Raw genomic sequence first — 13,210 nt, 5'->3', positions numbered from 1 at the left:
ACGAACACAACAGAAGGAGCAGGGTCGCTATGAAAACCATCACAAAGGGCGGGATGTGGATGTTGGGGCTCTCGATGAGTTTGGCTGCGGCTGGGCCCGCCCGGGCCCATTTTGCTTGGATCGAGGCGGAGGCGACGGCCGCTCCCGCTTCCGGCCAAACAATGCATGTCTATTTCGGCGAGTACAGCGAGTTTCTTCGGGAAGAGCGAGGTGGGCGGCTGGATACGATGGACGGCATCCGACTGCGGGTCACCCACCCAAAGCAGGGACCGTCGGAGGTTGCCTTGAGCAAGGACATCAACCGCTTCTCCGGCAACATGTCGGCTTGTGCACCCGGTCGGCATGAGGTGGTGGCCGAACAGCGGGATGCGCCGGTGCAGGACTTACGGTCGCACGATCTCGGCGTCGTGAAACCCATGTACTACGCGCGCACGTCGTTCATTTGCCTGGAGGAAGGCAGAGTGAGCGAGCAGGAGAGGCAGGCGCCGGTGCCGCTCGATCTGGACATCATCCCTTTGAGTCGGGGGGTGAATCTGGCGACCGGCCAGGTGGCGCACGCTCCGGGCGGGGAGATCGTCGTGCGCGCGATGTTCAAGGGGCAGGCATTGCCCTCCGTCCAGGTAATCGTGCATGCGCCTATCGGATGGGACAAGGAACTGCATACTGGCTCCGACGGGGTCACGACGTTCACGCCGATGTGGCCGGGACGATATGTCCTCGAACTGCTTCACGTCGAAAAATCCGGGGGAGAGTTTCAAGGCAAGCCCTACGAGGTGGTTCGACACCGCAGCACATTGGCCGTACAAGTACGGACCGATCGTGCCGAGAGGCCCTGACATGAGCCGCGCGGGACATGAGCGGATGACGAGGGGGGCGCATCGATGGCTCGCGGCCTGGGCGGGCGGGTTTTTCTTTCTCTCGCTGATCACGGGGTTGCTGTGGGCCGATGCGCGTTTTCTCTATTGGGACGACCACTACAAGGAGAAGATGCGTGCCGTCGGCGGTCCACCGGTGACGGCTGCGAAGGTGTCGCTGCCGGACGCCATCGACCTCGCGCGGGCCGCCTCCGCGGGTCGGACGTTTGTCGAGCAGGTGGTGTTGCGGTCTGATTTCGGCCGCTTGTTGTATGAGATCCGGTTGGGTGGTGCGGGTTCATCCGTGACGGTCCTGATCGATGCCTCGACCGGCGAACGCCTGTCGCCAATCTCCGCCGAATTGGCGCCAGCGTTAGCGGAGCAGTATGTGGCACCGCCGGCGAAGGTCATCGGGGTTGACCTGGAACGGTATCAACCGCGCAAGAAGAAACGGACTCACGACGCCGTCCGAGTACGCTTCGACGACGCCAATGCGACGGAGATCATTCTGGACCGCTACACCGGGGAAATCCTCGAAGACGAAGGTCGATGGCGCAAGGTGCACTTCTTCGTCATGCAGCTCCACCAACTCAATTTCTTTGGGTTCGAGAAAACCTTACTCAATGTGCCGGGTTTGCCGTTGTTGCTGATGGGCCTGTCCGGTGTGTCCCTTTGGCTCTCACATCGTGCACGGGCACGACGAGCCAAGGCAACCGAGGAGCACCGAGTGGGCTCGCCGACTGGTTCGACGTCGCGTATGTCGAGCAGGTTGGAAGTCTGACGCGGATGGTTACTTCGCAGGAATGTCGAAGAGGACGGTGACGTCACCGCTTTCCGGTACGACAATCTCTTTCTCCATCATTCCCGCGCGAGGGTGCCAGGCTTTGACTTTGTGATGGCCGGCGGGGACGTTCGTGATCTCAAACGTCCCGGCATTCGCGGTGACGGCATAGTAGGGGTTCGTGATCGGTAAGAACCAGGCCTGCATGTAGGGGTGCTGGTCGCAGAGCAGCAGGAGTGAGGAGCCGAGAGGTCGTTTCCGCAAGACCACGGGCTTGTTCAACTGTGCGCCTTTTTGCGCGAGGCCGATGTTGAACAGCGTCCGTGAGTTGGACCCTTGGACTTCCATCCCGTGGGGATTGTGAGCCGCGCTCACCGTCATATTCTGCGCAATGCGATGATCGGTGGGGTCGAGATTGAGCACGTGGAAGTTTCGCTTTTCCACGACCACACTGGTGTAGGGATGGAACTCGCATTCCTCGATCTGTACGGTGGTTCCTTGGTAGGAGGCGAGGAATGCGGGATCGATCACATCCTGCACTGCGACAATCGCATCCTTCAGCGCGCCGTTCGGCGATACCTCGATTGTCTGAAGTAGTCTGGTTTTTCCCTCATGCAAGAAGACTTCGGGTTTCTGTTGAGCGAGGGTTGCGCAGTAATCGCCGTTGGGCAGCTTGGTCGTGGGGAATTCCTCCCTGACCGAGGCGCCCTGGTACGAGACCGTGCCATGGATGTTTCCGCCGGCCCCCGCGAGACCAGGCCATGCAATGGCCAGACCGCACAGTACCCACAATAGAGCGATTCGTAACACGTCAGCCTCTTGGAATTCTTGGGGAATTTCCCCAGTATTAAAGGGTAACAGGGGGCATCTTGGCGTCAAGCATGGGGGAAACGTCGGCCACGCTCCCACTTTGTTCGGTTGCGCCTTGACCATATGAACTGTCGGGTAGCATGCGGTGTTGATCGCAGAAAGCCGTTCTGTCCGGTTTGGGCAATTTGGTTGCGACTGGAGTCGGTTTTGTTATTCTGACTCTTGACGCGACGACTGGTACTCACCTGGTAGTACGTAGGGTCTGGGCTGTTTCCAGCGTGTGATGAATGGAGGCCGGTTGTGTCGAGACCCCGCATCTTGACGGTCTGTGCCCTGCTGGGGCTGGTTTGTTCCGGCTCCCTTCTTGCCGGCCTGTTTGCACCCCCGGCGCAAGCCATTCCTGCCTTTGCCAGAAAGTACGCGCTAAACTGCACCGCCTGCCACACGGCTCCGCCTATCCTGAATACCTTTGGTCAACGCTTCCTGGAAAACGGTTACCAATTGCCGGGAACCGAAGACGGGGGCATTGTCGGCAAGAAAAAGTTTGGGGATCTCTCTTTGGATGATGTGTCGAACTACGTGGGATTTCGCATGGTCGGCAACGGTGTGCGGCATTGGAGTTTCAAACGGCAAAATCCTTCCGGCGTCGACGCGGGGATCGCCGAAAACAAGACCGAATTCACATTCCCTGAAGCGTTCTCGATGTTCACGGCGGGAACCTTGACCAACAACGTCGGGTTTCTGGTGGAAGTGGCCCACGATGTGGAGGCGGGGAGCACGGGGGTCGAGCGGGGCTTCGTCACCTTCAACAACCTGGGCTCCCAGGACTTGGCGCATGTGCGGGTCGGTCGATTCGATCCATCGGCATGGTATTCCTACTCGACCATCAGACAGCAATTGAATGATGTTGGAGAGCATCTCTCGTCGAACGGCTGCGGGGCCGGCGCATTCTCCCCTTGCACCATCAATCGTTTCGGCCTTACTCCCAGTGCCTTTGCGGCAAAATTCTATGGGCTCTACCAGCGTGACGGCACGTACATTTCGCCCTTGGCCTCGTCGCTATTCAATTCCGGCGCTGAAACCGGAATTGACGTGCATGGCCGGCCCATCGGAGATTTTTTCTTTTACCAGATCGGGGTGTTGAACGGCGCCAACGAAGGGTTCGGCGATTCGAACAAGGGCAAGGACCTGTATGGCATGGTCCGGTTCGACTATGCCAAGTCACAGTATTTTGCGGCCAATGTCTCGGGGTTTGCCTACATGGGCAACAGCAATGCCAAGGTCCAATCTCAACAGGACGTCAATTGGAATCGGTTCGGGGTCTCCGCACGCGTCACCTATAAAATGGTGGATGTCTATGCAGCCTACGCCGTGGATCGGATCAATAAGCTACCCAGCAGCGTGCAGGGAAACTTCGATGCCACCGCGACCGGCTTGACCATTGGAGCGGATGTCTACGTGAGCGACCGCACCATGCTCTCGGTACGATACGACAACCTGGACGCCGGCGGCCAACTGGACCAGAGAAAGTCTTCAACGTTCGTCGGCCTGCAGGCCAAGCATTTTCTTCGCAGCAACGTGGCGATCTTTGCCCGCAATGACTTCAATGTGCGGAAACCGGAAGACGGGGACAGTGCCGCCAGAAACCTGCGCAATGCGTTCTTTTCGGGCATCGACGTGTCGTTTTAGGAGACTTCACTATGCGTCTGCGTCTCATTGCGTGCCTTGCCGCCGGTCTGATTGTTATGGCCGCGGGAGAAGCTGCGGTCCGCGCAGCCAAGCCGGAGGATAATCGGCTGACCCGTGAAAAGGGGCGACAGATCTTCGAGCGCAGCTGTATTTGGTGCCATGGCGTAGGAGGTCGAGGCGATGGGCCGGTGGCTTTCTATTTGGGCCGGTACTCGTCCCCGCGTCCGAGGGACTTCGTTCAGGAGAATTTCAAGTTTCGCAGCACGGCTTCGGGGGAGTTGCCGACGGACCAAGACCTTTACCGCACTGTGACGCAAGGTATTCCCGGCTATATGCCGTCATTCGCCTTGCTTACCGAGGAGCAGCGGTGGCAGGTCATTGCCTATGTGAAATCGTTCAATCCCGCGTTCCAGGAGGAGAAACCGGTGCCGTTGCCGATCGGCGTTGCTCCCTATCCGTCATCCGAGGAAAGCATTCAGCGCGGGCGTGCACTCTACGGCAAGTACGGCTGTCAGACCTGCCATGGGACGGAAGGGCGCGGAGACGGACCAGAGTCAGAGGGACATCTCCAGGACAGCCGTGGGTTGCGGATCAAAGCGGCCAATTTGACCGAACGCGCTTCCTTGAAAGGCGGTGCCACTCCGCGCGACCTCTATCGAAGCTTGATGACGGGCCTGGATGGGACGCCGATGCCGTCATACGCCGATCAGGTCGCCGGGAATGACAACGAAGCCTGGGACTTGGTTTACTATATCCTGTCGTTGTCTGCAGAGATGAAATAGCGCCTGCTATTGTGCCACTCGCATCTTGCCCGCATTGGCCATGAACATTCTTCCGACTCGTGGCGTGCTCTTCCCGACGTACTCACAGGCAGCCTGACCGGGACTGGGGCCCGTCGTCGGCCCTCGGCCGGCCTGTCCACGGTGGGAACGGCCGCCTTCTCGATCCCATTCTTCACATCTTGGTTCCCCTCCCTCGACCGACCGGTGGCGTTTTCTCGCGTACGTTGTTTACAATATCGTGATCCGGTTGACGATGAGAATTCGAACCATCAAAGGCCGCATCGTACTTGCCATCGTGCTGGTCGGCTGTATTCCATTGTTGATCGGCCTCCTCCTCGCCCACGTCTCCGGCATGCGCTCGCTCCGGGACGTCATCGGCAGCAATTTCCAGACGATCGCCGAGCAGGCTGCCGAACGGTTGACGCTATTGGTGCAAAGCGAAATCCAGGGGGCACGGCTGCTGGCCTCCGCTCCCCTTCGAGTGCGGCAACCGGTCGAGATGGCCAACCGGTCGTATCCCGATGAGTGGTCCGCTGCACAGCAACTTATCCAAGTGCGGATTCAGGAGTGGGAACGGGGACAGGACCATGGAGTGCGACTCCTCGACGGAGAGCTTTCGCGTTTTCTGCGCGAGACCAAGGTGCGCGACGGCGATAAGATGGTCGGCCTCTTGATCACTGATCGGTACGGAGCGTTGGTCGCTGCGAGTTCTGAGCCCGACCATTATTTTTTAGGTCAGGAACCCTGGTGGAATGCGATCCAGTCGGGCGGCCTTGACCGGGTCTATGTGAGCGGACTGATTGCCGGACAGGAAGGGTCGTTTCGCACGCCGGAAGAAACGATCGACATTGCCGTGCCGATTCTCGACGACCGCCAACATACGGTGATCGGCGCCATCAAGGCCTCATTCCGGTTCGATTCCATGTTTGCCATGATCAAACAGCTTCGGATCGGGGAGACCGGCCATGCGATGCTGTTTGATGCGGCGGGCAATCCGCTGGTCTGTCCTATCTTGCCTCGGCAGGCGCACCGGATTCCCAGCCAGTTGATGGCGATGATCGTTTCTTCGGCTCCAGGCTGGGCGATTGCAGAGGACGACGGCCACGGTGCAACACAGACGGTCATCGGCTATGCACCCGTGACCGGCTTGACCTTGCCCGATAATACCTGGCACGTGTTTGTCCGCCAGCAACCGGAAGAAAGCTATGCCCCCATCCGGGACCAGATTCGCAATCTGGCCGGCATCGGGCTCGTGATGGTCGTCTTGCTGTGGGCGATGGGACGCTACGTCGCGGCAAGGATCGCCCGGCCGATTCACGTCCTGCATACCGGAGTGGAGGCAATCAGTCAGGGGACATATGGCGGCCCGCTCGATATTCAGACAGGCGACGAGTTCGAGGAACTGGCGGCGGCGGTGCATCGGATGTCGGATCGATTGCGAGCCTCCCGGGCGGAACTCACCAAGCTCAACGAAGACTTGGCTCGCCGTGTCGAGGAGAAGACGGCTGAAGTGACCCAACAGATGAAGAAATTGCAGTTCGCGGAACGACTCGCGACCTTGGGGAAGGTTGCGAGCGGCATCGCCCATGAAATCAACAATCCGCTCGGGATCATTTTGAACCGAATCGAATGCATGGAGGAAGAGGCGGCCTACTTGCACTTGCCGGAAGAACTCCAGCGGGATCTGACGGCGATTCGCTCCCAAGCCGATCGCATCTCCCGGGTGACCAGGAGCATGCTGGCTCTGTCGCGGGGAGCCGCCACGACACTGAAGCCGATCGACCTGAATTGTGTGGTTCGTACCTGTATTGAAGCTTCGAAGGAACGGGCATCGGTGAAAGATGTCACGATCGATACCCAGCTTGCTTCCGAATTGCCTCCTGTTATGGGCGATCGCGACCGGTTGGAAACCGTCGTCATCAATCTCATCAACAATGCCATCGATGCGATGGCCGACGGCCCCAAGCCCCGCGTGATCACGTTGCGGTCTGACCGCGAGACGAGCAAGGACGGGGTTTTTGCCGTAGTTCGTGTGTGTGACACGGGCCCCGGCATTCCGGAGGAAATGTTGGGCAGGATTTTCGACCCATTTTTTACGACCAAGGATGAAGGGGCCGGTACCGGGCTGGGGTTGTTTCTCAGCTACGGCATCGTGGCGGACCACCGTGGTCGTCTTGATATCAAGAACGGCCGGCGCGGGGCGGAGGCTTCGGTCTCGCTCCCTGCGCTGGCATCGGTGCCTGGCGCACCACAGGAGGCCGGATGGGGACAGGCAAAATATTAGTGGTCGACGATGAAATCGATGCGCTGGACAATTGCCGGCGCATCTTGAGCCGTTTGGGCTACGAGTGCATGACGGAGAGCGATCCATTGCGCGCGATCGAGCGCATCCAGCATGAGCGTCCGGAATTGGTATTTACCGATCTGCGCATGCCGGTGCTGGATGGGATCGGCGTGCTGGCTGAGACCAAGCGAGTGGATCCCAATATCGGCGTGGTATTGATGACCGCCTACGCGACGGTTCAGACGGCCGTGGAATGCCTGCGGCGTGGCGCGCTTGATTACATTCTGAAACCCTATAGCAGCAAGGACTTGGAAGACGTCGCCCGCCGTGCCTTAACCAAGCTATCGGAACCCGGCTCAGACGGGGAGGCGATTCAGTCGGAGGCCGTTGGGCAGGAGGGGGAGCGGGGGGCCACCGACCGCATTCTCGGCAAGAGCCGAGCGGTTGTCGATGTCAAGGAACTGATCAAGCGGGTGGCACGGACCGATGCAAACATTTTGATTTACGGCGAAAGCGGAACCGGCAAGGAACTGGCCGCGCTTGCCGTCCATGAGCAGAGCGAACGGTCGGCAAAACCATTCGTTCCGGTGGACTGCGTGGCAATGCCGGATACATTGCTGGAGTCGGAGTTGTTCGGCCACGAGCGCGGCGCGTTTACCGGCGCCCATGCGACCAAAGCCGGTCTGTTCGAGGTGGCCAACGGGGGAACGGTGTTTCTCGATGAGGTGAGCGGGATGAGCCACACGCTCCAGGCGCGTTTGTTACGTGTCCTACAGGAGCGTCACGTCAGGCGGGTCGGGGGCACTAGGTACACGGACGTCAATGTCCGCGTCATTGCCGCGTCCAACCGCGACCTCGAGGAACTGAGTCAGAAGGGTGTGTTCCGAGAGGATCTGTATTACCGACTTAACGTCATCCCAATCGTGTTGCCTCCGCTGCGGGAGCGGGAGGGAGATGTCGAACTCCTGGCACAGGCCTTTCTTCGCCGCTTCATGGCCCGCCAAGCCTATCCTGGCGGACCGCAGTTTTCCGTCGAGGCCCTGGCGCTGTTGAAACAGTATGCCTGGCCCGGCAACGTGCGCGAGCTGCAAAATGTCATCGAACGGGCATCAGCGCTGGCCGACGGACCGGTCATTCAAGCCCGCCATTTGCCGGAACGTCTCAGGACGGCCCTGCGGGAAGAGGCCTTGGCTCAGGAAGGTGCCTCCTACAAGGAAGCCAAACAGGAAATGGTTCGTTCCTTCGAACGGACCTTCCTCCTAGACCTGCTCAAACGTCATAACTGGCACATGGGGAATGCGGCGCAGGAAGCCAACGTCGATCGCAAGACGATCGAGCGCATGGTCAAACGTCACGGACTCCGCGAGTCCTAGTTCCTCCATCGAGTAGTCAGGGTATTTGAAATGGGGCGATCTCGCCCCATTCTTGCCTGTTCCGTACCATCGGCATCCAACTTGCTTCGTGTAGAAACTGTTCTGCTCGGACGGTTGCCGGGCCGTCCCTTGCCATAATTGGAACGGGGAATACTATGCCACTGACGAAGATCCTCATCGTCGACGACGAGCCGGACGCGGTCGAAAATTGCCGACGGATCCTGACCGGGCCCTCGTGCAACTGCATTGTCGAGACTGATCCGCAGCGGGCGCTCGATGCCATCGAGCGCGAGCATCCCCAGGTGTTGGTCACCGATCTGCGTATGCCAGGGCTGGACGGAATCGATCTGTTAAAAGCCGCGAAGCGCATTGACCCCGCGATCAAGGTGGTGTTGTTGACGGCCTATGCCTCGATTCGCACCGCCGTGAGTTCCATGCGTCACGGTGCCTTTGATTACCTCGCGAAACCGTTTACCGGCAGGGAACTCCGGACGGTGATTCAGCGGGCGTTGGGAGACGAGCCGGCCGACGTCGCAACTGAGAAGCCTATTGCGAAGCAGGCAGCAGCACGACGAGGCCCGGAGACAGGCGGCGAGCCGGTGTTGTCTGGAACTAGTCTCGCCATCCGGTCAGTCCGCGCATTGGTCGACCGAGTTGCTCAGACCGAAGCCGCCGTCCTGTTGTTCGGTGAAAATGGGAGTGGCAAGGAGCGGATCGCTCGTCAAATCCATGCCATCAGTCCACGGCACAGCAAGCTGTTCATGCCTGTGGACTGTCTGGGGGCGGAGGAGGCGATGGTCGAGGCCGAGTTGTTCGGCCTCGAAGCATTGCGTCCGACAAAATCGAGCGGCGCACGGTCGGGCTCGCTGGAAGCCGCTCACGGCGGCACCCTATTCTTGGACGAAGTTTGGGGTTTGAGCCTACGCATTCAGGCGAAGTTGTTGCGCGCACTGAAGGAACAGCGCGCCAGACGGGTCAATGGGAGTGAGTTCTACCGGTTGGATATTCGTGTGATCGCCGCGTCGACCAAGCCGCTTGAGCAGGCCTGTCAGTCGGGCGAATTTCGCGAGGATCTCTACCAGCACCTCAGTGTCGTGCCTGTCTCCGTACCTCCGCTGCGCGAACGGTTGGAAGATCTAGAGCAGTTGGCGCGAGTGTTCATGACGCCGCTGTTGCAGCGTAAGTATCCCGAGCCGGTATCAGGATTCGGTTTCACGCCGGATGCGCTTGCCCACCTGTGCCAATATGCCTGGCCCGGCAATGTGCGGGAATTGCAGCGCGTGGCGGAGCGTGCGGCTATTGGGGCCGATGGACCGTTGCTTGGCTGCGCCAACCTCCCTGAACAAATCCGCCATCTCTGAGCCTACTTCCCTTCCGTAGATTCTCGTGCGCCGATTCTCGCACTGTTCCAACTCGCCACATTTTCCCGGTTTCACTGTGTAAGCCGATAGACAACGCTATGTGGTTGATTATCCTGGCGCTCGGTGAGAGCGCTGGCACAATCATGGGACGAGTCCGTCCCATATTCGCGAAAAATGCCCGAAAGCGCTCTTAGGCAACGTAGGAAGTGAAAACCTGCATGAACAGAGGAGAATCCACGTATTCGCTCGCGAGGCATCATTATTGCGGAAGCGTGGGGGCGCTGGTGAAGTATTCGGGATTCGGACCGGCCTCCGAATAACCCGCGTCTCGGGGAGATGCACTTCACCAGCACCAATAGGGCCGGTGAGGCATGAGGGAGGCAGGTGACAAGCTTCTGGGGATTCGTCGATCTAGCGATCCGTTGCACAGGCAGCCGGATCGGTGGATGTACCAATCATCAGATCTGAGTGTGGTTCAGACGGACGGAGTCACCCACAGATTGCCGCTCTCGTCATGGAGGGCGGCTGCAGAAGGAGACCGGTGTATGAGAAGGCGGTTCGGTTTCAAGAAGCGCCGAAGGGCTGGACTGGCGGCGGGCTTACCCGCCGTGCTGCTGGCGAGCAGCCTGCTGACATCCCCCATGGGATTCGCAGCGGATCCGCACAGCCACAAAGGCGACACCGGAACGGCGTCGTCGGAGAAAGTCATCTACCGCGATGGCGGGTCGGTTTTGCGTGACCGCATGATGGAGGAGGTGAAGCGGCAGCAGGAGTACATTGGGCAAAAAGGCGGGTACAGCCAAGGGGCCAACAGTCATATGCTCCAGCAAGGTGTATTGTTGGTTGCGGATGACGCAGTGAAAGTGGGCGATGGGCAGCGTTGTCCGGCCAACGCACCGGTGAAGGAGTATCACGTATCGGCGATCAACGTGGAAATTACGTTGAGCCGATTCCTGGATTATTTCCCCGGCTACATGTACGTGTTGACCGAAAACGTGGAGAAGGCCCGAGCCGAAGAGACGGCCAACAGGACGGCGAGAGATAAGGAAGACGATCCCGGAGCCGTCTCGAACGGCTTGCAGGGCGATGTCATCCAGCCGCTCGTGATTCGGGCCAACCAAGGCGACTGTCTCAAGCTGATGCTCCACAACGGCATCACCGAGGAGGCGACCAATCTCATCATCAACGGGTCCTCGATGGTGGTGGCTTCCACCGGGAAGCCGGCCACGCCGTCGAATCCCGAAGCCACGGTCCCGGCGGGCGGCCAGCAGAGTTTCGAGTGGTACATCAAGCCGGACACCCAGGAGGGCGCCCGGTTCTTCCGTTCTCATGCCTCGCGTGATCAGTTCAACCAGGGCTTGATCGGCATGCTCGTCGTCGAGCCTCGCGGCTCGCGCTACTTGAGCCCCTTCGACGGCAAGCCGATGACGAGCGGTTGGGAAGCGATGATCGAAGACCCGACCGGCCCGGACTTCCGTGAGTTTGCGATTTTCTATCATGAAGCAGGAGACGAAGCGTTCCGCCTCTTGAACAAGAAGGGCGAAATGTTGCCGCAGCGCGATGCCCATACCGACTCGTATCGTCCGGGAGCGCGTTTGCTGAACTATCGCAGTGAGCCGCACGGCACGCGGATCGAATTGCAGGCCCATATGGGCTTCTACGGCGACGAGTCGATGGCCTACGGATCCTATACGTTCGGCGATCCGGCGACCACGATCCCGCGTTCGTACCTTGGCGATCCTGCCAAGTTCCGGATGGCGGGCGGCTCCGAAATCGTGCACTCGCATCACCTGCACGGCGGTTCCATCCGCTGGGCTCGTCAGCCGCAGATGGCGGGCGACTATATGTACTACAGCGGTCGCGCGTCGCATTTCGCAGAAGGCAGCTGGGGCCTCTTCCGGGTGCTCGACAAGGCGGATGGTACGTTGCAGTCGCTCCCGGGCCGCGAGGAGATCCCGCAGCAGGCCAAGTCGGTGTGCCCGGCTGATGCGCCGGTGAAGACGTTCAACGTGGCCGCCATTGATAAGGCGATCCGCTACAACAAGGGAACGCCGGGTGCGATGGAAGTGGACCTGGAACGGAAGATGGTCCTCGGCAATGAGAGCGGCAAGATGTATGTGCTCGAAGGCGAAATGACGAAGGTCGCCTCGGGCAGTCTCGAGCCGAGCCCATTGACGCTGCACGTGAACGTGGGCGATTGCATCAAGGTCAATCTCAAGAACGAGATGGCTAAGGAACGGGCCGGGTTCCACGTGGACAACCTGGCCTATGATCCGAAGGAGTCCATGGGTATCAACGCCGGCAACAATCCGGGCGACCAGACCGTGGCGCCCGGCCAGAGCCGGATGTATACCTTCTTCGCCCATCCGGAGTTCGGCGAGAACGCGGCCCTGATTCAGGACTGGGGCAACGTGGTCGAGAACCCGCGGAACGGCCTGTTCGGCGCCATCATCATCGGTCCCAAGGGCTCGCAGTATCGGGACCCGGTGACGGGCGAGGACTTGGCCCAGAAGAGCTCCTGGCGCGCGGACGTGTTCGTTGATCGGAGTGTGGCGGGGAATGAAACCCGGCAGAACTACCGGTCGTTCGCGTTGCTCTTCCAAGATGAAGACAACATCATCGGCACCAGCTTCATGCCCTACATCCAAAGGGTGGCCGGTGTGACGGCGGTGAACTACCGGTCGGAACCGACCGATTATCGAACCGAAAAGGGCTGTGCCTATAGCGAAGTATTTGCCTGCGTGAAAACGGGCGATCAACCGGTGACGCCGACCATTGCGGCGCACGTCGGCGATCCCGTCGTGATTCACGTCCTGGGCGCCTTCAGCGAACAGGTGCAACTCTTCAGCGTCTCGGGTCATGAGTGGAAACATGAGCCGTACCTGAGCGGCGCGGACCTCGTGAGCACCATGGAGTTCGGCGGTGCGGAGGTCATCAACGCGTGGCTGCACGGTGGAGCAGGAGGACCGAATTCAATCCCCGGCGACTACCTGTGGCTGAACCAGCGGCCTGGCTATCTCGATGCCGGTCACTGGGGCATGTTGAAGGTACTGGACCGCGACAGCCGGGCGATTCTGCCCTTGAGCGGACAGGTGCCGGCGACTCAACAGGCTGAGGAACAGGCACCGGTGCAAACCGTACCGGTGTCCATGAAGACGAACTAGCTGAGAGGAGGCCAGTCCTGGAGCGGGGGGATCCGGCGGTTTCAATCCGGGTTCCCCCGTTTCGTTCTCGAGTGAATCTTGCGGTGCGGGTCCGCTCTGTCGGACCGATGCA

9 protein-coding genes are annotated in these 13,210 nt (G+C 59.9%); 8 read left to right on the top strand and 1 reads right to left on the bottom strand.

Annotated features, from left to right (window positions below; translation table 11 throughout):
• Window positions 1-29 precede the first annotated feature (29 nt).
• Together KF814_05400 and KF814_05395 are read left to right on the top strand one after the other, a co-directional pair.
• The gene (locus KF814_05400; protein ID MBX3235567.1) at window positions 30-836 is read left to right on the top strand and encodes a DUF4198 domain-containing protein; all 807 of its coding nucleotides are present in this window, start codon (window positions 30-32) and stop codon (window positions 834-836) included.
• Between the two features lies 1 nt (window position 837).
• Window positions 838-1,635 (top strand): PepSY domain-containing protein, encoded by a 798-nt coding sequence (locus KF814_05395; protein MBX3235566.1) that lies wholly within the window; start codon window positions 838-840, stop codon window positions 1,633-1,635.
• A 9-nt stretch (window positions 1,636-1,644) separates the two neighbouring features.
• Here the strand turns inward: KF814_05395 and KF814_05390 are convergent, their stop codons facing one another.
• The gene (locus tag KF814_05390; GenBank protein ID MBX3235565.1) at window positions 1,645-2,445 is read right to left on the bottom strand and encodes a hypothetical protein; all 801 of its coding nucleotides are present in this window, start codon (window positions 2,443-2,445) and stop codon (window positions 1,645-1,647) included.
• A gap of 300 nt (window positions 2,446-2,745) precedes the next feature.
• Between KF814_05390 and KF814_05385 the strand changes: the two genes are divergently transcribed.
• The 6 genes from KF814_05385 (at window position 2,746) to KF814_05360 (ending at window position 13,098) form a co-directional block, all read left to right on the top strand.
• The gene (locus KF814_05385) at window positions 2,746-4,134 is read left to right on the top strand and encodes a hypothetical protein (protein MBX3235564.1); all 1,389 of its coding nucleotides are present in this window, start codon (window positions 2,746-2,748) and stop codon (window positions 4,132-4,134) included.
• An 11-nt stretch (window positions 4,135-4,145) separates the two neighbouring features.
• A complete protein-coding gene (locus KF814_05380; GenBank protein MBX3235563.1) occupies window positions 4,146-4,916 on the top strand; it encodes a c-type cytochrome in 771 nt (256 codons plus the stop codon).
• A gap of 253 nt (window positions 4,917-5,169) precedes the next feature.
• A complete protein-coding gene (locus KF814_05375) occupies window positions 5,170-7,200 on the top strand; it encodes a HAMP domain-containing protein (protein ID MBX3235562.1) in 2,031 nt (676 codons plus the stop codon).
• Window positions 7,179-8,573 carry a sigma-54-dependent Fis family transcriptional regulator gene (locus KF814_05370; protein MBX3235561.1) on the top strand — a complete coding sequence of 465 codons (1,395 nt, stop codon included), beginning with the start codon at window positions 7,179-7,181 and terminating at the stop codon, window positions 8,571-8,573. Before KF814_05375 ends, KF814_05370 begins: the two co-directional genes overlap by 22 nt.
• A gap of 155 nt (window positions 8,574-8,728) precedes the next feature.
• Window positions 8,729-9,934 (top strand): sigma-54-dependent Fis family transcriptional regulator, encoded by a 1,206-nt coding sequence (locus tag KF814_05365; protein MBX3235560.1) that lies wholly within the window; start codon window positions 8,729-8,731, stop codon window positions 9,932-9,934.
• A gap of 545 nt (window positions 9,935-10,479) precedes the next feature.
• Window positions 10,480-13,098 (top strand): multicopper oxidase domain-containing protein, encoded by a 2,619-nt coding sequence (locus KF814_05360; GenBank protein MBX3235559.1) that lies wholly within the window; start codon window positions 10,480-10,482, stop codon window positions 13,096-13,098.
• Window positions 13,099-13,210 lie beyond the last annotated feature (112 nt).

This window comes from Nitrospiraceae bacterium (genome assembly GCA_019637075.1).
Classification (GTDB): domain Bacteria; phylum Nitrospirota; class Nitrospiria; order Nitrospirales; family Nitrospiraceae; genus JAHBWI01.
The sequence above is the reverse complement of the archived record's forward strand: the minus strand, read 5'-3'. Positions and strand labels throughout refer to the sequence as shown.